Annotated in this window: 13 protein-coding genes; 4 read left to right on the top strand and 9 right to left on the bottom strand. The window is 57.1% G+C overall.

What is annotated here, in order from left to right; translation table 11 throughout:
- Window positions 1–860 precede the first annotated feature (860 nt).
- On the top strand, window positions 861–2,888 hold the full coding sequence (locus BJN45_RS02985; protein WP_076091889.1) for an AAA family ATPase: 2,028 nt from the start codon (window positions 861–863) through the stop codon (window positions 2,886–2,888).
- A gap of 45 nt (window positions 2,889–2,933) precedes the next feature.
- Here BJN45_RS02985 and BJN45_RS02980 read toward each other — a convergent pair whose 3' ends face one another.
- The 8 genes from BJN45_RS02980 to BJN45_RS02945 all read right to left on the bottom strand — a co-directional run bounded on the left by BJN45_RS02980 (window position 2,934) and on the right by BJN45_RS02945 (window position 12,933).
- Entirely contained in the window at window positions 2,934–5,213 is a 2,280-nt protein-coding gene (locus tag BJN45_RS02980; RefSeq protein WP_083650752.1) for an AAA family ATPase, read from the bottom strand.
- Complete coding sequence (locus BJN45_RS02975; RefSeq protein WP_076091888.1) at window positions 5,210–5,695, bottom strand: hypothetical protein; 486 nt, start codon at window positions 5,693–5,695, stop codon at window positions 5,210–5,212. The genes BJN45_RS02980 and BJN45_RS02975 overlap by 4 nt, the downstream gene beginning before the upstream one ends.
- Window positions 5,696–5,697: 2 nt before the next feature.
- Window positions 5,698–6,123 carry a hypothetical protein gene (locus BJN45_RS02970; protein ID WP_076091886.1) on the bottom strand — a complete coding sequence of 142 codons (426 nt, stop codon included), beginning with the start codon at window positions 6,121–6,123 and terminating at the stop codon, window positions 5,698–5,700.
- The gene (locus tag BJN45_RS02965) at window positions 6,116–8,242 is read right to left on the bottom strand and encodes a hypothetical protein (RefSeq protein WP_076091884.1); all 2,127 of its coding nucleotides are present in this window, start codon (window positions 8,240–8,242) and stop codon (window positions 6,116–6,118) included. The genes BJN45_RS02970 and BJN45_RS02965 overlap by 8 nt, the downstream gene beginning before the upstream one ends.
- Window positions 8,235–9,797, bottom strand: coding sequence for a site-specific integrase (locus BJN45_RS02960; protein WP_139326276.1), 1,563 nt, complete (start codon window positions 9,795–9,797; stop codon window positions 8,235–8,237). Before BJN45_RS02960 ends, BJN45_RS02965 begins: the two co-directional genes overlap by 8 nt.
- Window positions 9,784–11,031, bottom strand: coding sequence for a tyrosine-type recombinase/integrase (locus BJN45_RS17480; RefSeq protein WP_170873013.1), 1,248 nt, complete (start codon window positions 11,029–11,031; stop codon window positions 9,784–9,786). Before BJN45_RS17480 ends, BJN45_RS02960 begins: the two co-directional genes overlap by 14 nt.
- 231 nt (window positions 11,032–11,262) lie before the next feature.
- Window positions 11,263–11,730 (bottom strand): single-stranded DNA-binding protein, encoded by a 468-nt coding sequence (gene ssb, locus BJN45_RS02950; RefSeq protein WP_076091881.1) that lies wholly within the window; start codon window positions 11,728–11,730, stop codon window positions 11,263–11,265.
- A 12-nt stretch (window positions 11,731–11,742) separates the two neighbouring features.
- Entirely contained in the window at window positions 11,743–12,933 is a 1,191-nt protein-coding gene (locus tag BJN45_RS02945) for an MFS transporter (protein ID WP_076091879.1), read from the bottom strand.
- Window positions 12,934–13,112: 179 nt separating this feature from the next.
- On the opposite strand from BJN45_RS02945, the gene BJN45_RS02940 reads away from it, so the two are divergent.
- The 3 genes from BJN45_RS02940 (at window position 13,113) to BJN45_RS02930 (ending at window position 16,984) form a co-directional block, all read left to right on the top strand.
- A complete protein-coding gene (locus BJN45_RS02940; protein WP_083650746.1) occupies window positions 13,113–13,700 on the top strand; it encodes a L,D-transpeptidase Cds6 family protein in 588 nt (195 codons plus the stop codon).
- Window positions 13,701–13,784: 84 nt separating this feature from the next.
- Entirely contained in the window at window positions 13,785–16,610 is a 2,826-nt protein-coding gene (uvrA, locus tag BJN45_RS02935; RefSeq protein WP_076091875.1) for an excinuclease ABC subunit UvrA, read from the top strand.
- Window positions 16,607–16,984, top strand: coding sequence for a diacylglycerol kinase (locus tag BJN45_RS02930; protein ID WP_076091873.1), 378 nt, complete (start codon window positions 16,607–16,609; stop codon window positions 16,982–16,984). The genes uvrA and BJN45_RS02930 overlap by 4 nt, the downstream gene beginning before the upstream one ends.
- Before the next feature lie 93 nt (window positions 16,985–17,077).
- Here BJN45_RS02930 and BJN45_RS02925 read toward each other — a convergent pair whose 3' ends face one another.
- Window positions 17,078–20,449, bottom strand: a complete 3,372-nt coding sequence (locus tag BJN45_RS02925) for a UvrD-helicase domain-containing protein (protein WP_076091871.1) — start codon at window positions 20,447–20,449, stop codon at window positions 17,078–17,080.

Here is a 20,449-nt window from a genome sequence, read left to right as displayed (position 1 = left end):
GCTCCTAAACCATTCGGAATCTCGTCACGCCGATCAACGTACAAATTAGTATTCGCAACTACAGAGGAGTCTGACGGAACGTCTCTGGCCTATCGATTTGTGAGGCTCAGGAGTATTTTGCTCGCAGCAAAAGAAGAGGCCCCAAACAAGGGGCCTCTTGGCGTTACGTCACAAGGTACTCTTCTCCCACTCCGGGTGGGACCACGAATGGCGGTGAGCAGCTGCTTTGGGCATCCTTGCGGTGCTGCTTCTTCTCACGAAAAGGCTCACCCTCTCGCCGTAACTGCCGGCACGATGCCTCAAGGACAATCGGCTGTCAGTCCGCTTGAATGAATTTTGGAAGCCAAAAGATCACACGTCAAGACTTCTTGCACACACATCCAGGTTCGGAATAGCGCTTTGGGCATTATTACGACGCCGCCACCTCTGATCAGGCGGACTTTAGCAACACAAGGATGCCGACCAAAACAGGTGGGAGGAGGCAAGATACTTTAAGCAACTCAGGCCAAAGAAATGGTGCCTCTCCAATCAGAGAACTCTTGCACTGAATCGGCCCGGCTTTACTAGACACAGAGGGATGAATAAAGTTCGGATTTCTTGATTGCCATGGGCTGGTTTCATATTGGTTTAGTGCCAAGCACCGGAAAACACGTACTTTAAACCAATCGCACCTGCCGCGCTCCGCTACTCTCGCTTGCCTCCTGGCTCGTTCGGCTTCGCCGAGCCGGGCTAGGTTGAGTTCACAGCAAAAATCGGTTGTTAAATCTATTGAAGCGCCTTCGATGCACCAACTGCGGCACTCGTTCACCTACAAATCATATAGCATTACTAATCGCTAAATTTTGGGACATGGGGAAGCCATGAGGCTAGAGTCATTTCAAGTACAAAACTATCGCTCCATCAATGACAGTGGAGAAATTTCCGTATCTCGAATTACTGCGCTCTTGGGCAGAAACGAAAGCGGCAAGTCAAACCTATTGCGAGCTCTCCATAGCCTGAACCCGATTGATGGCTTTGAGCCGCTGAAACCAATCAAGGATTTCCCTCGGCACAGGCGTCTCGAAGAGTGTACGGATGGCACTCCTGTTGTTTCGACGACATGGGTGCTGGACGACGACGACAAAGAAAATCTACTCGAAATTCTTCCGCGTGCAACCGATGTATCGAAAGTAACCGTTAGTCGGAGCTATCAGGGAGAAACCAGAACCGTTGGCTTCCCTGAGCTGAAGCCGATTTCGTTCGAGGATGGAGAAATCAAGACCTCCGTTAAGAAGGTCGCGGCATCGGTTCGCGCCTTAGCCCAGAAGCACGAGACTCCTGCTGTACTAGATGCCGCAGCCGATGCTTTCGAAGCGGCCGCATCTGCCTCAAAGGTACGCGACACATGGGCAACTCAGTTCACTCCGGCCGCTAAGGCCCTGCGGACAGCCCTTGCCGGAGCAGATGCTGAGTTAACAGAGAAACAGGAAGAGATTTTCTCGGAACTTGAGGAGTTAGCTGAAAGCATTTCAGGCGACAAGGAAGCCCAGAAAAATGCACGGATCTGGGCTTTAGGTGCCATCCCCAAGTTTATTTATGTAGATGAATATCCAGAACTCAGTGGTCATCAAGATATTGCTGCTTACATTCAGCGGAAATCTCAGAACCAGCGGAACGAGTGGGACAAAAACTTTGAAAAACTCTGCAAGGTAGCCGGGCTTAAACCAGACGAACTCCAGACGTTGCTCGGTCAGAACGAACACGAGACCCGCAATCAACTAGCGAACCGAGCCAGCGCAGTAGTTACATCAGAAATAAAACGGTTGTGGAAGGATAGAGCACTTAAGATTCGCTTCAATCTTGATGCTCACCATTTGGACACGATCATCTCTGATCCAACCAGCACTTACGACGTCGAGGTCAATCTCAACGATAGAAGTCGCGGATTCCAGTGGTTCTTTGCTTTCTACATCACTTTCTCTGCCGATACCGATGGTGGGCATGCAGAGAACGCAGTCATCCTGTTAGATGAACCCGGCTTATATCTACACGCGAAGTCCCAAACGGATCTACTTCATCACTTTGAGAACGATTACACCAACCAGATTCTCTACTCGACACACTCGCCATTCATGGTGCCGACCCACGCGCTAGACTCGGTACGTACCGTCAACATCGCTGAAGAAACTGGCACAACCGTTACCAACGATCCGACTGGCGACGCGAGAACGCTGTTCCCACTTCAAGCAGCACTTGGCTACGATCTCGCACAGAGCCTTTTTATTGGGCCAAACAATCTCGTAATCGAGGGCGTTACAGATTTCTGGATATTGAGCGCTGTGAGTGCTTACCTTTCAGAAAAAGGAAGGACTGCACTCAGGGCCGACCTAACGATGACGCCCGCAGGTGGAGCTCAAAAAGTTTCATATATGGTTGCATTGCTGACATCAGAGTCACTTAACGTACTGGTGCTTCTCGACTCAGAGCGCGATTCAAAGGCCACCAAAGATGAGCTTTTGAAGGCGAAACTAATTCGGGACCAGAACGTCGTCTTCGTGGCAGAGGCGTTCTCGTCTCAACCGAACGAGGCGGACATCGAAGACCTGTTTGATCCTGCTGCTTATGAGGCTTTGGTGCGCGAAAGCTACAAGGCAGAACTGAAGGGCAAAACCCTGACACTTAACGCAAATATTCCACGAATTGCAAAGCGCATTGATATTGCTTTGGGCGAAATTGGCATTCCATTCCACAAGACCCGGCCCACTCGCTTGCTCCTCAAGAAGATGGCATCGGAGCCAGAGAATATCTTGTCAGAACAGAGCCTAGCGCAGTTCGAGGCATTGTTTGGGGTGATCAATGGTCGCCTGTTTACGCAAGTCACAAGGGATACACGGCCATTCGCAGGCTAAACAGCATTAGTCGCCGCTCATGCCGTGAGTTGTCACGTTATGGCCTCAAAGGCTTGCCATGTACTGAATCCGCTTTGCTAAAGTTGTCAGCCGCTCAAGGCTCGCAGGCCCTCTAGCTATCCCAATTTCAATTAGCCGAGGATCACCAAATAGCAGAGCGCGCTTCTGCGCCCGTGTAACGGCGGTATACAGTAGGGACTGGTCAATCATTCTTGATGCGTTTCTCGGAAGGGTTATGAAACACGTTGGCCACTGGCTACCTTGACTCTTATGCACAGTTACGGCGTAGCCGAGACTCAACTTGCCAAGCAAGTCGAGGTTTACTTCAATTGCTCTGCCGTCGCCCATCCTTAGCACTCCGAAGAATTCAGAATCCGTCAGGGGGTCTGTGATGTTCTCCAGAATGCCCAAGTCTCCGTTTCGAACGTCTGCGTCAACGTCATAATTATTCTGGGTAACCAGCACCGGGTCACCCAATAACAACCGCAAGCCGTCATTTGTGACCCACGGCTGACGCCTCCGTTCGGAATCTTGGTAATACAACTGCGGCCGCTCAAGTCCAACAGTACGTTGCAATATGACATTAATGTTATCGACCCCGAGCGGACCCGACTTAACTGGACACAAAATCATCACGGCACCGATCCCTCCCGCCTCCCGCCACAACTCGGCCAAGCGATTCGGATCGGTTGATTCATCCAATGAGCAATCAGCGCAGTCCAACAAGCGAGTTGCCGCTGCCGGAGGAAGCGTAACAATCCCATTTCTCAGGTCGGTTGCTAAGCGGTGAATACCGCTTTGCTCATCTTGCCGCATGACCTGTTTCAGTTCAAAGAACGGCACCCCTGAATCTTGGATCGCATGGAAGATTAAGCCCTTTCCTACCGGAAGAATCTGCATAGAATCACCGACAAAGATAATTCTTGCTGCATGTGGCAAGAAGCGAACAAGCCTGTACATGCTCAGCAGATCCAACATTGACGCTTCATCAATGATCAGCAACAAATGATCTGGCAGCTCAGGCTTTCCGTCGCCCATGTGTTCTGCAATGAACTTAGCGATCGTCTGCGCAGGTTTGCCGGTACTTTCGGCCATTCTCTGTGCAGCCCGACCAGCTACCGCCACTTGATACGAAGGGAGTTCCGACGCTAGCTGCTGATAACATCCCAAGACGGCCCGAAGAATGGTGGTTTTCCCGGTACCGGCGCCACCACTAATGCCACATACCGGGGCCAGCACCGAACCAATAACGGCTTCCCGTTGCTCTGGTAGAAGTTGAAAGTTGAGGAAGTGAGCTTCGTATCGTTGCAGTGCTCTCTCAACGCTCCTGCGGTCAATTTGGGTTTCCCACCACGCTGCCTGAGCAGCACCTTCCCCCGGCGCCCGTAACAATGCTTTGAGCATAAAATCCGCCACTTCATGCTCCATCAAGGCACATCCGTAAACTTGATAGGCAGCTTCACCACACTTGACCATAAGGCCCTGATTTACCGCTGTATCACCGAGGCCATCAGGCACCGAGCGTTGCATCAGAAGCTCTGCATTCCGGTGCAATGTTGCTGAGTCAATCACCGTAGAGCCAGTTTCCTCCGAATGCACAAAGGCCACATGTGCCGCAATGCCACCTACGTACTGCGGATCGTTGATGTTGAAGCCCATTTTCGTGGCGAATTCGGCCACCTTCTTAAAAGGCACTCCTTGTCCAAGCAGCATGAATGGATTCTCCTGGAGTAGAGGGAGCGCTTCCTCATTCAACGCGTTTATGATCGACTTAGCGATACCAAGAGGGATCGAGTGCTCGTCAAGAAACGTAATCACCTTAAACAACTCAGTTGACGGCCAGCTCTGCAAGAGCGCATCCACTGTCGTATCAGACATACCCTGAATGCCCAGCAGCGATTCTCGATCCTCTGCCTCAACCCACTTCGCAAGATGTTTATTCCTGACCAGCCTATTCGAGAGGACATCGCCGATACCCGTAACGTTTTGTTGTAACCAGCGAGCCAAGGTCTGGCCTGTCGGTTTAACGAATGTCGCCGTCGTGGCCTCGATAGTTCGTTCATAACGCCGGTCACCGGCATGCACATAGCTGCTAATGACTTCCGGCCCATCCACCAGCCAAACCGTCCCTGGTGCAACAAGCCCCATGTCAGACTCGGGAAATCTTACGACCAGTGGCAAAGGAGAAGGGGAAGGACGTATAGAACCATCTCGATTGATGGTCGAAACCAATGCGTAACGGCCGCCTTTACGAATTCGCTTGCCTACCTGCACCTGAGTACCGACGTGGTAGATCCTTGCCATCAACGTTGCATTGCCGTTCATTTTGGCAGCATGAATCCCGGCAAACCCATGGCAACAAGGTGACTCTGTTCTTCAAAAGAACGCACAATCTTTCTCAACATCCTAACTTCGGCCTCTAATTCGCTGACCTTGCTTGCCAAGCGATTGGCATCGGCTGATGTGCCTTGGACATCCTTCTGAGAACGATCAAGCGCCGCATTGACGCTTTCGACTCTGCGCGAATTTGGCCCACCAAACCACTTTTTCTCAACCAGACTCATGGCCTTTTTGAGCCGATCATTTTGATGAAAAGGGTTTTTGTTTTTCCAACCGAGTCCTTCGATAGCAATCTTTTCCCTGCTTGCCGTACCTGCGAATTTGCCTTTCCAGTGAGCCATCGATTCTGCGTGTTCAATCTCAGCCACCCAGGCTTCAAATTCTTCGAGCTTTTTCTGGCCGATCTGTGCGCCACTTAAGCCATCGTAGTTTTCATTCCGCAACTGCTTTTTTTTCTTGCCGGCCATCACTACATTTCCCGGCTGTGCTTATGCTTCGCCGTTAGTGGAATATCCAATTTGGACAGATCGAACGAGGGGGCATTCTGATAAATAACACTTAGCCAGCGTACAAATTTTTCTTTGTAAGCGCGGTTTTCTTCCGATAAGCGCCTAACCTGCTCAGCGAGATTTTTGACCTGTGTTTGATACGAAGCAATAGTATGATCGCTTGATTCTGTCGAAGACTTTGCCTCACGCAGAAACGCTTTACGATCGGCGAACGCCTTCTTTATGATCTCGTAACGAAGAAAGGTTTGCTTGGTGACTACCCTTTCGAGGCCGAGCTTGCTGGTGACGCATTCGCAGTAGAGCTCCCAAGTAAGATCGCCTTGCCAGTTGTTCAAAATGGCCAGCAACTGGTCTATGCTTTCTTTCGTGACTATCTTCTTAGGCATTGCGACTCCATCCCAAGAATTTTTTTGTCGACGCGGTTAGAACGGATTGTTGATCTGCCACTGAAGCCCCCTGAATCACCGTTGACCTTGCGCGCTGAAGTGGGCTGGGGTCTAGCTCTGGAGGAACCCCTATAATTGCTCCAACCGGTGTATCCGAGTCCTTTAATCGCGAGATTATGGTTCTGATTTTTGCTAAACGGAATCCTAGAAAGCGGTACCAATTATTTGCACCGAAAGTCTTAACATCCAATTCCTGCGCTGCGCGAGATAGCTCTCTAGTCATTCCAGCTTCTAGAGACTCAAGATTTTCGAGCTTATCATCGAGCCCCTTAATACATTTGTGATCATCGCAGCCGGGGCAGGCTTCGCCCCCCCCTTTCATGCAGGGGGCCATTGCCCAATCCTTGACACAGTATCCATATAGTGTGGCGTGGGCGACACCAGGACGATCAACGCCTAAGGACTCATAGGTCACAGGTAAATTTAGCCGAACGGCTTCGATGGCAGTTGGTGCCTTATTAAACCGAAGAACAGCCTTTGCAGCTTCGTGCTTTTCCTCCCTCGTTCTGAGGTCATAGGCTTTATTGTCATCGATTCGAGCCCTACCGGCCCATTGTGCGATTTGCCACTCGCTCATGCCGCCACGCTCAGCCCAAGTTGACAGCCAGACCCTCAGCTGATGGCTGGTAAGCTCAATTGGGGTCTTGCCATCCTCGTCCAGCTTGCCAAACCGCTCAAAAATTGACGTCTTCCGAACCCAGCTTCCATCTTTGGATTCCTTGAAATCTCTGCCGCCAAGTTCGTCATTCAATGCGTTGATGTTAGGAATCACCCAACTAAATCTAACCGGCAAACGGTCGGTATAAAACTGCCTATCGAGCACAAGCAATAATGAATCGCTAACAGGTCGATTTGTTTTAGGTATGTTCGGCCAACTGATAGTGCGGTACTTAGCCAAGGTGTGCTCAGCCAGTTTCCGGTAAGTCACCGGCCCCGAGGCACGCAAATGTGTAATCCACTTGGTCGCATCCGCATTAATCTTGGACCAAGCGCCATTGTCGGAAAGACTTTTTCCCTCGTCTTCACGGAGCTTAAGTTTATTAATAGTAACTTCATTAAAATTCATTGCGCAGGTAAATTCCAGCACATCTAGAGGGCCATCCTCATCGAAATCGGGTGGCGTAATACAATCTGGATGGCGTAAAAACTTACCCGAATTCTCGAACGCGAACTTAGCTGCTTCCCTTGCAGGTTCTCCTATTTTGGTAAGCCGTGCAAACGCTTCACGCACCACAGGTTCCATCTGAATCGGAACAATTTTTTTTGTCCATTCCGCCTTCTTTTTGGCGTACCAAAGTACCTTAAGTCGCCCATCCTCTTCGATCAAGCTATCAATCATAAGAGAACTGGGTTCGCTACCACGACCCGGCGCAAACATTAGCAGCACGATGACCGAAGACCAATAAAGATCTTTTTCTTCCGCTGCCAAGCGGAAAATGTCCGCCAATGCGAGCATTTGATGAATGCTTGGGCAGCGCTCCTCCTGCCATTCCCTATCGTCTTTGCTGGTACCTTGCGCCCTGTAGGGCTGACGAGAGTACGGATTTTTCCAAACCGGCAAAGAAGGACAAATGCATTTGTCGCGCAAGAAATTACAGAGTATTTCCAGCTCATTCCCGATGTGATAACACCTCGCCTCCGAGTTACGCTCACGGATCAGCTCAGCGCTTCTTTCAACCACAACCCCATCAAGGTCGAGAATATCGAGTGGGCGACTAAGTTCTCGCAATGCATCGTAGATTGTCGCAAGTACAGATGTCTTATTTCCGATTGAGGTCTTCTGCTGCTGCTCTTGGTGAAACCTAACGTAACCTTTGGCAAAGCTTAGATAAGGCTCGGAAAAGGGAACGTAATTGTATGTGTCAGTTTTCGCGGAATATTGCGCGAACCGCATCGCATGTTTTTTACCATTGCTATCGGTGTATATCCATTGATCGACAGCGAATCCCCCTTGATCTTCATAAAGCGCAAGCGTATCTCGACAGTAAGCCACGAAATCGGCGAGGTTCCGCTCAGGATCATCAGCAGTGGCTGGAATAAAGGTGACGACATTACTCATAACAGTTCACCCCCTCAATCACTTGCAACTCAGCCTTCCTGGCTGCGCACATTTGAATAACCTGGGTTATCGCCAACAGAACTCTGTCCGACGCACCGATAATCACTTGGGATACCTTGGCGTCTTTCTGTATCTGCCTCTCCTTGAGCAACTCATCCAACGCACTCTGATGAGGCCCGTCGAGCCATGGCTGAAAGCTCTTGCACAGGTAACAACCTTTCCAACCGTCCGCACAAAACCGAAAACTTCCACAATTTCCAATGCCAATCTCAGTTTTCAGCTTTACTCTGCTGTGAGGATCACCCCCTCTCACCGCGTCTCTTTCAGAGTCCAGCAATTTGCCGGCAAAGGCCATGGCCAGAGGTGCCAAGACCCGAGCCATTACCTCGTCCACCACCTTCGCCGTTTCATTTTCCGGTCGTGCATACACAGGAACCTGTTGCGTATCGCTATGATCAAGCGCTTCAGCTAAAACCAACGGCCCAAATCCTTCAGCCGCCAAGTTCGACGCAAAGGTTCTGCGCAAGCGAGTGAACCCGATGATCAAAGGCCCTCCCGTACGCTCGCTATGTGCATTTACTACGGAATTGAGTTTTATCCTCAGGCTACGCACAGAAGCCGAAGTTTTGTGCAGGTAATCTGTGTTTAGATAGGACGATATCTCGGTGAGGGCGCATTCCCCTAGTCGACTATGTTCAGGAAAAAGAGGAAGCAATGACTCCACGTCAGCATTTTGGCTTTCGAAAGTGCGCCTCACCCAAGAAATGACATCGTTTCGTTGGTCGTTCAGCGCATCATAGAGATCCTTGCAAATCGTGATGCGCTTAAACTCTTTTCGGAAAACACTCTGCCCCCGCTGCTTGGCCCTTGGAATATCCAAGTAACAGGAGCGCGAACCGTCATTGTCCGTAAAGCCAAGATCGCACAATTTCAGATGACGGATCTGCACAGGCCGTCTTCCGGTCATGCTCACAGCCAACAGGAAACTGTAACCCTCCTGGGACAACTCTCTTGATTCATAGGCATTCGCCAAGCCACACAATAGCGAGAGGTGCTCTTGCGAAGTGTAGGGGCCGGAGTATGGGCAACTAGTCAGTACGGCAACACCCTTAACGTTTCCTTTTATTGTCAGCCCGTCGAGATAATTGATTGTTTTCCTTGAAACACCTGGAAATCCATACTCGCTCCAACTGTCCAGAAAACCTCTTATAACGCCCAAGTACCAAATGTGCTCGTCATCCAAACTTGCGCGATAGCTGGATAAGGCTTCCGCAGAAAATTCTTTGACGCCTGTAGTCCTGAAGAAGTGCAGAATTCGATAATAGATATTTTGGCAATGGCAGGAGGATAGTTCCTGCGCATAACGAGACAGTGTTTTTCGGAACCCAGCGGACGCCTTTTGCCCAAGCCCTAATTCCGACAAGATACTGAGCTTTAACTGAATAGACCCATCAAGCCTCCATTCATCACTAGTTTCATCAAACTCGTAACCCGCTGTTGATTTTCGCAGCACCGATTTGGCATTTAAATCTCCCTCCAGTTTAAATGTCGTCATCGTCCACTATCCCCTTTCCTTGTTTCGCTTGTGTCAGGGCCTCTTTCAGCACAGCAGCCTGCTTACCCTGGAACCCCGACATCGCCTTCATTGCCTTGGCACGAGTCGCATTTCTTTCGTAGACATCCCCGGAGCCATCACCTTTGTGGCCGTTCAGAGTCTTCCGGATATCAAGCCTTTCCTTATCGGAGAGGGGTTTTCCCTGTGCTGAATAAATATCCAACTTATCAGTGAGGTGAACATTGAAATTGTGACGAAATCCATGTCGGCGTATGTCTTTGAATCGATCGGGACGAACAGCAACAACTCGTTTCACCTCAAGCTGAAAATTCTTGTCAGTCATTGGAGAACCCTGATACTCCCCACCCCTATGATTGACGAACAGCAATGGGTGAGTCCTTGCATTGGGCGTGTAAAACCGCACAGCAGAGATGTAGTGCTGAAGTTTTTCGTATAGCTCATGGCTAATTGGCAATTCTCGCTCCAAGGTTTTTACCTGAGGCGGATTTATGCGTGGATCATTTGGATCATCACGTCTATCGACGATCCGAACGATCGGATCACCGTGGTCATCATAGGTCACGTCACCAACATACAGAGACAGCAACTCCCCAGACCTCATTCCCGTCTCAAAGAGTATTCTGAGCATCGTAAAATTTCGGTGACGTATTTTTTCCGATTTGAACGGGTTATCAGGCGAACCTTCAGCAACGACTGCCATGAACTCATCGAAGTGTTGTGGGAATGGATGTACTGCCAATCCAGATCTGTTAGTTTTTCCTTTTGGCCGTTGCGCTAGCACGGCTTCACGCATTGCTTTGGCACGCGCGTTAAGTTCTCCAACATTTGGGCGCCCGCGAAAAATTGCCAATGCACAGAAGTACAAAAACTTCCCAACGGTCGTGATGCGGTTATACGCATGGCTTTGTTCAACTGTCTGCAACGAAATCATTTGGATCGGCGCAATAAGCGCAATCGCGTTGCTAGGCATCGACTTGACCCTGTCCATGTAGCTTTTTAGGTCACGAGCATCGGAATAGCAGTGATCCCTCAGACTTAAGATGTCACCTTCAGTGGGAAACTGTTGATTAGCAATCTCATCAAGCAGGTTTCGCTTGTGTAAGCATTCCCAAATACGAAGATGAGAAATTGCAGCCAACTCATTGCGAATCGTGTTCGCTTCTTTGGTTTTCCTTGACTCAGCAATCGTAAACAGCGTCGGCCATAGACTCATAAGCCCATCCTGATCCTCTAGGTATGGGAAGCGCTCACCGTCAGAAAATTGTGAAATTCGAGGAGATGAATGCATACCTTAATGTTACTTTTTTTATATACCACCACACCGTAACACAAGGAATTTATTTTTTACCAAAAATTTTAGCTTCAAAAAAGAAAAGCCCCGCTTTCACGGGGCTTTGCAGACAAAAGTCTGACTCTATTTTTTACCTTTAAATTTAACTCGGACCTAGAACGGGATGTCGTCGCCCAGATCGTCGAAGGAGGGTTTCGGACGATTCTTCGGCGGCGCCGGCGCGTAATCGGTCGGCTCGTCATAGCCGCCACCGCCACCACCGGAAGAAGCCGGCGAGCCCATGCCCTGGCGCGAGCCGAGCATCTTCATTTCGTCACCACGAATCTCGGTGGTGTAGCGCTCCTGACCGTCCTTGTCAGTCCATTTGCGGGTGCGGATGCTGCCCTCGACATAAACCTGCGAACCCTTCTTCAGGTACTGACCGCAGATTTCAGCCAGCTTGCCGAAGAACGAAATGCGGTGCCATTCGGTCAGTTCCTTCTTTTCGCCGGTTGCCTTGTCCTTCCAGCTTTCGCTGGTGGCCACGGTGATGTTGCACATTGCCTCGCCGCTGGCGGTGTAGCGGACTTCCGGGTCCTTGCCCAGATTACCGACGATGATTGCCTTGTTGACCGATGCCATCGTACTTATCTCCTAGATATCTTGATCCGCAGGCACCGGCGCCGGGCGCCGCTGCGGGAAATTCATCGAGCCGGCAACGACCAGCCAGATCAGGGCGAGGACGGTGCAGGCGGAAAACACCGCATTATCGCCGAAATGTTGCGCAATGTAGCCGCCGACTGCGCCCCCGATGAACAGGCCGATCGCCTGCGTCGTGTTGTACACACCCAGCGCCGCGCCCTTGGCGGCCGGCGGCGCGGTGCGCGAAACCAGCGAAGGCAGCGTCGCTTCGAGGATATTGAAGGCAACGAAGAACAACAGCAACCACAGTCCCAGCGTCCACAAGCCGTCGCTGAACAGGAACAGACCGACCTGGACGATTGCGGTCAACCCGATCGCCGCAAGAAAAATCGGCCGCATCTTGTCCTTCTTCTCGGCCGCGATGATCGCCGGCACCATGATGGCAAACGAGACCAGCACCGCCGGCAGGTAAACCTTCCAGTGTTCGGCCGCCGCCAGTCCGCCCCGGTTGAGCAGCGCATGCGGCAGAACGACGAACATCGCCATCTGGATCATGTGCAGCGTGCCGATGCCGAGGTTGAGCTTGAGCAGGTCGCGATTGGCCAGCACCGCCCGCAACGGCAGCTTGTCGTGCCCCTGCGGCTTGGGCACGGCCGGCACAGCCTTCAGCAGCAAGGCGATCGCCGCCAGCGCCAGGACTCCGGTCAGCGAGAACAGGCCGGCCATGCCGACCCAGCCGTAAAGCAAGGGCGCGCCGACCAGCGACAGCGCAAAAACGAGACCGATCGACGAACCGATCATCGCCATCACCTTGGTCCGGTGTTCCTCGCGCGTCAGGTCGGCGGCCAGCGCCGTCACCGCCGCCGAAATCGCGCCCATGCCCTGCAGCACACGGCCGACGATCATCCATTGCATGTCCGGCGCCCACGCAGCAACAAAGCTGCCAACGGCAAAAATCAGCAGGCCAGCGACGATCACCGGCTTGCGCCCGACGATATCGGAAGCGATGCCGTAGGGAATCTGGAACAGCGCCTGGGTCAGGCCGTAGGCGCCAAGCGCCAGCCCGACCAGCAGCAGGTTGTCGCCGCCGGGAATGGTTGCCGCGTGCACGGAGAACACCGGCAGGATCAGGAACAGGCCGAGCATGCGCAAGGCGAAGATGGACGCCAGGGAAACGCCGACACGGCGTTCTTCGGGGCTCATGCGGTCGGAGGGGACAGACATTTTTATAGGAGTTGTTGCGTTGCAGCGAGGGGGACGATATTAGCAGGTTTGCCTGGCTGCCGCGTCCGCAGCGCGAACCCGGCGCCGCCACCTTCGGTTATAGTTGCCGATATCTTTGCGTCATTTCCGGTTCAGAAAAAATCCGACAAGGAGCGTACATGGTCCAGCATGCAAACAAGGTGAGGCAAGGCCTTACCGCCGGTCTCGTTGCCCTGGCGATGGGTGGCACGGGTTGCAGTCACACGATGTCCGAGGTATTCGATGCACCTGAGCCGCCACCGATGGAGCAGGAAGCGCCCCCCGCCCCGCCCGTCGCAATCGCGCCACCGCCCGCCCCGAGCGCGCCGATGCCGATGCCGGCACCCAGCGCTGCACAGGCAGCACTGGCCCCGCAAGCCGAGCGCAGCTTGCGGGAATTCCTCGATGGCTGGCGTAATGCCTGGGCCGAACGCGACATTGCCGCCTACCTGCAGCACTACCACCCGGATTTCAAGGGCCAGGCCGCCAGCCCCGAACAATGGCGGGCCGCCCGCCAGCGCATCATCAGCCGCGCCGGCGAGATCGAATTGCAACTCGGCCAGCCGGAAATACGCCTGGAAGGTAGCGACCGCGCCTGGCTCACGTTCGCACAGCGCTACCGCTCGAAGGCCCTCAACGACGAAGGCATCAAGCAACTGCAGTTGCGCAGGACGGATGGCCGCTGGCTGATCGAACAGGAAACCTTCACGCCAAATCGACGCAAATAGCTGTACATTCATACAGCTTATCGTGCAAGCTGCGCCGCTTTTGCGTATAGTCTCCGCTTTCTCCCAACCCCAGGCAGAACGGCGATGGAAACACTCCGCATCCGCGGCGCCCGCACCCATAATCTCAAGAACATCAACCTCGACCTGCCGCGCGATCAACTGATCGTGATCACCGGCCTGTCCGGCTCCGGCAAATCCTCGCTAGCTTTCGACACGCTCTACGCCGAAGGCCAGCGGCGCTATGTCGAGTCGCTGTCGGCCTACGCCCGGCAGTTCCTGCAGTTGATGGAGAAGCCCGACGTCGATCTGATCGAGGGTTTGAGCCCGGCCATTTCCATCGAGCAGAAGGCGACCAGCCACAACCCGCGCTCGACCGTCGGCACCGTCACCGAAATCCACGATTATTTACGCCTGCTCTACGCCCGCGCCGGCACGCCCTACTGCCCGGACCACGACAAGCCGCTGGAAGCACAGACGGTGTCGCAGATGGTCGATCACGTGCTGGCGCTGCCGGCCGAGACCAAGCTGATGATCCTGGCGCCGGTCGTTGCCAACCGTAAAGGCGAGCAGCTGGACCTGTTCGCCGAACTGCGCGCCCAGGGCTTCGCCCGCGTGCGCGTCGACGGCACGGTCTATGAAATCGACGCCGTGCCCAAGCTGGCCAAATCGCAGAAGCACAACGTCGATGTCGTCGTCGACCGCCTGAAGGTGCGCGACGACATGCGCCAGCGCCTCGCCGAATCCTTCGAAACGGCGCTGCGCCACGCCGAAGGCCGAGCCATCGCGCTCGAGATGGACGGCAACGTCGAGCACATGTTCTCCGCCAAGTTCGCCTGCCCGGTCTGCTCCTACGCGCTGCAGGAACTGGAACCGCGCCTGTTCTCGTTCAACAACCCGATGGGCGCCTGCCCGAAGTGCGACGGCCTCGGCGTCATCCAGTTCTTCGACCCGAAGCGCGTCGTCACCGCGCCGCAGCTGTCGCTGGCCGCCGGCGCCATCCGCGGCTGGGACAAGAAGAACCAGTTCTATTTCCAGATCATCGAATCGCTGGCCGAACACTACAATTTCACGGTCGACACGCCGTTCGAGCAACTTTCCGACGACGTCCGCCAGATCATCCTCTACGGCTCCGGCAATACCGCCATCAACTTCCGCTACGCCAACGAGAAGGGCACGCGCTTCGACCGCAGCCACAGCTTCGAGGGCATCATCCCCAACCTCGAACGGCGTTACCGGGCCAGCGATTCCAACGCCGTGCGCGAGGAATTGTCGAAGTACATCAGCAACTCGACCTGCCCGACCTGCAACGGCACCCGCCTGCGCGTCGAGGCCCGACACGTGCGCGTCGGCAGCAAGACGCTGCACGAGATCAGCCGCCTGCCGCTGGGCGAGGCGCGCAACTACTTCAACTGCCTGCAACTGCCCGGCCACAAGGCGCAGATCGCCGACAAGATCCTCAAGGAAATCACCGCCCGGCTGAGCTTCCTGATCGACGTCGGCCTCGACTACCTGTGCCTTGAACGCTCGGCCGAAACGCTGTCCGGCGGCGAGGCGCAGCGCATCCGCCTGGCCTCGCAGATCGGCTCCGGCCTGACCGGCGTCATGTACGTGCTCGATGAACCGTCGATCGGCCTGCACCAGCGCGACAACGACCGCCTGCTGCAGACCCTGCGCAACCTGCGCGACATGGGCAACACCGTGCTCGTCGTCGAGCACGACGAGGACGCCATCCGCAGCGCCGACTACGTCGTCGACATCGGCCCCGGCGCCGGCGTCCATGGCGGCTACGTCGTCGCCGAAGGCACGCCGGCCGCGGTCGCCGCCAACCCGGCCTCACTGACTGGCGCCTACCTGTCTGGCCTGCGCGAGATTTCGGTGCCAAAAACGCGTCGACCGCAGAATCCGGACAAGCAGCTGAAAGTCGTCGACGCCTACGGCCACAACCTGCGCGACGTCACGCTGGAAATCCCCGGCGGGCTATTCACCTGCATCACCGGCGTCTCCGGCTCGGGCAAATCGACGCTGATCAACGACACGCTGTACGCCGCCGCTGCCCGACACCTCTACGGCTCAACCACCGAACCCGCGCCGCACAAGGAAATCATCGGCCTCGACCTGTTCGACAAGGTGATCAACGTCGACCAGTCGCCAATCGGCCGCACGCCGCGCTCCAACCCGGCCACCTACACCGGCCTGCTGACACCGATCCGCGAACTGTTCTCGCAGGTGCCGGAATCGCGGGTGCGCGGCTACGGCCCCGGCCGCTTCAGCTTCAACGTCAAGGGCGGACGCTGCGAAGCCTGCCAGGGCGACGGCATGATCAAGGTCGAAATGCACTTCCTGCCCGACATCTACGTCCCGTGCGACGTCTGCCACGGCAAGCGCTACAACCGAGAAACGCTGGAAGTGCAATACAAGGGCAAGACCATCCACGACGTGCTCGGCATGACCGTCGAGCAGGCACGCGAATTCTTCGATCCGGTCCCGGTCGTCGCGCGCAAATTGCAGACACTGGTCGACGTCGGCCTCAGCTACATCACCCTCGGCCAGGCGGCAACCACGCTATCCGGCGGCGAGGCGCAGCGGGTCAAGCTGGCCCTCGAACTGTCCAAGCGCGACACCGGCCGGACGCTGTACATCCTCGACGAACCGACCACCGGCCTGCACTTCGCCGACATCGAACTATTGCTGAAAGTCCTGCACCGCCTGGCCGACCACGGCAACACCATCGTCGTCATCGAACACAACCTCGACGTCATCAAGACGGCAGACTGGCTGGTCGACCTTGGCCCCGAAGGCGGCGACGGCGGCGGCCGCATCCTCGTCGCCGGCACGCCGGAACAGGTCGCCAAATGCAAGACCAGCCATACCGGACGTTTCCTGAAACCACTGCTGGAGAAAAAGGCATGAGCGCCGCAGAATTCAAGGGCAAGAAAGGGCTACGCCGCCTGTGGAACGCCCTCGGCTACTCCCGCGACGGCCTCGGTGCCGCATGGACGAACGAAGCCGCCTTCCGCGAGGAAGTCATGCTCGCCGTCGTCGCCATCCCGCTGGCGCTATTTCTCGGCGAAACCGGTGTCGACCGCGCACTGATGGTCGGCAGCATCCTGCTCGTGCTGATCGTCGAAATCCTCAACTCTGCCGTCGAGGCCGTCGTCGACAAGGCCTCGCCGGAGAAGCACGAACTCGCCAAGCGCGCCAAGGACATGGGCAGCGCGGCAGTGCTGCTGTCGCTGGTCAACGCAGCAGCGGTCTGGGCTTGTGTGTTGTGGCCTGCGGGGTAACACCAGTCAGGCTCGTGGTGCTAGCCGGCCTTATCTTTTACGCGGCCGCTGAGAATCGCTAGCCGTCAGCTTCGGGGTGCTTTCTACCCTTAATCAAAGTTCGACCAGCCTTCCCTGCAACGGAAACCACACCGCCAGCCTGAGCGGCAACGGATCGCCGGCAAACAACCCGGCATAGCGTTCAAGCTGCAGGCGGAAGCCTTCGGCGCGGGCGGGTAGTTCTTCCGGCGGTACGCGCACGGTCTTGTAGTCGATGATCCAGCGGACACCTTCGGCGATGAAAATCCGGTCGATCACGTGGTTGACCGCAACATCGCCGTCGCGGCTGCTCCAGGCTTGCTCGGCGGCGCCGGATTCGTGGTCGGCGAGCAGCCAGCGGCCGGTGGTGGAGTCGAGCGTCGTGCGCAGCGCAGCCAGGGCTTCGCTGGCGCCTTGCGCGGCCTGGGTTTCGTCGTGGCCCTGCGCCTGCAGCCAGCGCCGCCAGCCGGGCGTCAGGCTGTCCAGCCGGTGCGCCGGCCAGGCAGGCAAGCCCTGGCGGACGATCAGTTCCAGGCAGCGATGGACCAGTGTGCCGATCGAGGCTTCCAGCGAGGCGGCGCTTGCTGCCTCGTTTTCGTCCAGATCCTCCGGCCGGTTGCCGGCCGTGCGCAGGCCGGGCGGCGGCGCATCCAGCGGCGCCGGCACGCGCAGTTCGGCGAGGCGGACCAGCGGCGGGATGAAGGTGGCGGGGTCGATGGCCGGAAGATCGGCCGGCGCGGCGACGTCGTTGGCCAGCGCCGCAGCGAATACCGGCTGGGCGACGGCGGGCCACAGCAGTTTCAGAAAGCTGCCGGATGGCGGCTGTTTCAGGCAGTCGTCGCTTTTGTCGCTGGCTTCGGCGAGGCCGACCAGGTGCAGCCGGCGGATCGCCCGGGTGGCGGCGACGTAGAGCAGGCGCTCGGTTTCGTGGCCGGCGCGGGCGTTTTCCAGGCGACGCAGGTAGTCGTAGACGCTCGGTTCGTCGGCCTGGTCGCCCTTGGCGCGCATCGGCGCAACCAGCAGACGCTCGCGGCCGTCGTCGCCGATCACTTCGTCCCACAGCAGCAGCGCGCTGTCGTTGCCGCCGGTGTCGCGTTGCAGGCCGGGCACGATGACCGTCTCGAATTCCAGCCCCTTGGCCTTGTGGATGGTCATCATCTGCACCGCGTCGCCGAGCGGGTCGGCCGGGGCGTAGAGTTCGGCGGCCTGGGCGGCGAGCGTGTCGGGATCAAGGCGGCGACTTGCGGTCAACGCATCAACCAGGGCAAAAAAGGCGTCGACATCGGCCAGTGCGCTCGGCGCTTCGAGACAGCGCGGGCCGCCGAGCATCAGCCAGATGCCTTCGAGCCAGCGCCGCGGCGGCTGGCGGTCGCGCTCGGCGAAGGCGAGTTCGAGAATGCCGCGCACATGCAGCAGGCGCTGACGGCCGTCGGCGCTCAACGCGGCCAGCCGGCTTTCGTCGTGCATCAGTTGCCAGATGGTGCGCTGTTTGTCGCCGGCTGCCAGCGCGTGCAGATCGGCCAGGCACAGGCCGCACCACGGCGCGCGCAGCAGCGCCAGCCAGTAGACGCGGTCGGCGCGGTGGTGCAAGGCCCGAAACAGCGTCAGCAGGTCCTGCACATGCTGGCGCTCGGCCAGGCCTTCGATTTCGACCGCCTGGAAACGCAGGTCGGGCGCATGCCGGCGGATCTCGCCGACCAGCGCGTCAAGATGCTTGCGCGCGCGCACCAGCACGGCGATGCGGCCTTCCGGGTCGGTGCGCCGGGCGTTGCGGATCAGGTCGAGCGCGATGCGCGCTTCGTCGGCGGCGCCGTCGCTGCCGTCACGGACGATGACCGGATGCACGCTGACGCCGCTGTCGGCGACCGGCGGCTTGGTTGCCGCCGATTCGGCGTAGCGCACGGCGCCGGCAGCCGGTTCGTCGCGCGCCGGGAAGATCGCCGGGAAGGCCGTATTCACCCAGTCGACGATGCCCGGATGCGAACGGTTGTTGCGATACAGGCGCAGGTGTTCGAGGCGCAGGTCGCCGATGCCGCGCTCGCGCACATTCAGGAACAGACCGACGTCGGCCTTGCGAAAACGGTAGATCGACTGCATCGGATCGCCGACGACGAACAGCGTCCGCCCGTCGTCCGGCATCCACCCGCGCATCAGCTTCTGCAGCAGCGCCACCTGGCTCGGGCTGGTGTCCTGGAATTCGTCGACCAGCAGGTGACGGATACGGTAATCGAGCGCCTGCGCCAGGTCGGTCGGCGCTTCATCGTCGCCCAGCGCCAGCCCGGCGCGGGCGGCGATTTCGATGAAATCGACCTCGCCGGCTTCCTGGAAGGCCAGCCACAATTGCCCGGCGGCCAGCCGCAGCAGGCGCGAGAAGTCTTCCACGGTCGACCACTCGGCATCGCTCAATGCTGGCGGCGGCAGGCCGGCCAGCTCGCCCAGCGCGCTTTCCAGCCCGGAAATGCTGGCCAGGTCGGCGATCAGTTCGGTCATCGCCTTCTTCTGCTCGGCGAACTCCTTGCCGGCCGGGAAGCCGACGTTCTTGTTCAGCGCCTTGCGGAAAGTCCCTTCGCCGGTCAGCAGCAGCCGGGCCAGTTGCCGCCACGCCGCCATGTCCGCGATGTCGCCGTGCAGCGGTTCGCACCAATCGAGCAGCAAATCGAAGCTGCCGGGCACGTTGACCGCAGCAAAGCGGACCAGCGGCATCAGCCGCGCCTGCCAGCCGGCGTCGAGCAGCCCGGCGACACGCGCCAGATCGCGTTCGACCAGCGCCGCGAAACCGGCCTCGACCTCGTCGCGCAAGACCCCGCCATCGACCCGCGCGGCATGCTGCAGCCACTGGTCGCGCCGGCCGAGCATGGCGATCAGCAGGCGTTCCAGCCGGCCGGCGTCGTTGTCCATGAAGGCCAGCGCCGCGGCGACGACCTCGCCGTCCGCCGTCTCCGACTCGACCATTTCCAACGTGTGCCGGGCGGCCGTCGCGTAGTGCGCCTCGGCATCGTCGGTGACCCCGGGCTGCGCGCCGAAGCGCGACAGGAAGGGCATCTGCCGGGCCAGGCCGGCGCACAGCGCATCCAGCGTGGTGATGCGCAGGCGGCCCGGATGCGCCAGCAGACCCCAGCCCTTGTCGGCATCGCGCGCCAGCACGGCGAGCGCCCATTTGCGGGTTTCCAGCTTGTGTTCCGGCAGCTCGCCGGCTGGACCGGTCGCCGCTTCGAGGCTGCCGAGGATGCGGTCGCGCATCTCGGTCGCCGCCTTGTTGGTGAACGTCAGCGCCAGCACTTCTTCCGGGTGATCGACGGTGGCCAGCAGGCGCAGCGTGCGCTGCGTCAGCAGTTCCGTCTTGCCGGCGCCGGCCGGCGCTTCGACGATGAAGGAAGCAAGATCAAGCGCCCGCTGGCGGCTGGTTTTGTCTTCCTGCAGGCGGTCGACCGCAAAAACCTCCGCCAT

It is taken from the genome of Azonexus hydrophilus, from assembly GCF_001956855.1.
Taxonomy (GTDB): Bacteria; Pseudomonadota; Gammaproteobacteria; order Burkholderiales; family Rhodocyclaceae; genus Azonexus; species Azonexus hydrophilus_A.
This window is presented reverse-complemented; position numbering and strand designations above follow the sequence as displayed.

Bases quoted from the DNA above. Each gene is read 5' to 3' on its own strand.
- BJN45_RS02985 (WP_076091889.1), top strand. From the start codon at position 861: ATGAGGCTAGAGTCATTTCAAGTACAAAACTATCGCTCCATCAATGAC.
- BJN45_RS02970 (WP_076091886.1), bottom strand. From the start codon at position 6,123: ATGCCTAAGAAGATAGTCACGAAAGAAAGCATAGACCAGTTGCTGGCC.
- BJN45_RS02925 (WP_076091871.1), bottom strand. From the start codon at position 20,449: ATGGCGGAGGTTTTTGCGGTCGACCGCCTGCAGGAAGACAAAACCAGC.
- BJN45_RS02940 (WP_083650746.1), top strand. From the start codon at position 13,113: ATGGTCCAGCATGCAAACAAGGTGAGGCAAGGCCTTACCGCCGGTCTC.
- BJN45_RS02960 (WP_139326276.1), bottom strand. From the start codon at position 9,797: ATGACGACATTTAAACTGGAGGGAGATTTAAATGCCAAATCGGTGCTG.
- BJN45_RS02975 (WP_076091888.1), bottom strand. From the start codon at position 5,695: ATGGCCGGCAAGAAAAAAAAGCAGTTGCGGAATGAAAACTACGATGGC.
- BJN45_RS02980 (WP_083650752.1), bottom strand. From the start codon at position 5,213: ATGAACGGCAATGCAACGTTGATGGCAAGGATCTACCACGTCGGTACT.
- uvrA (WP_076091875.1), top strand. From the start codon at position 13,785: ATGGAAACACTCCGCATCCGCGGCGCCCGCACCCATAATCTCAAGAAC.
- ssb (WP_076091881.1), bottom strand. From the start codon at position 11,730: ATGGCATCGGTCAACAAGGCAATCATCGTCGGTAATCTGGGCAAGGAC.
- BJN45_RS02930 (WP_076091873.1), top strand. From the start codon at position 16,607: ATGAGCGCCGCAGAATTCAAGGGCAAGAAAGGGCTACGCCGCCTGTGG.
- BJN45_RS02965 (WP_076091884.1), bottom strand. From the start codon at position 8,242: ATGAGTAATGTCGTCACCTTTATTCCAGCCACTGCTGATGATCCTGAG.
- BJN45_RS17480 (WP_170873013.1), bottom strand. From the start codon at position 11,031: ATGAGTCTATGGCCGACGCTGTTTACGATTGCTGAGTCAAGGAAAACC.
- BJN45_RS02945 (WP_076091879.1), bottom strand. From the start codon at position 12,933: ATGAGCCCCGAAGAACGCCGTGTCGGCGTTTCCCTGGCGTCCATCTTC.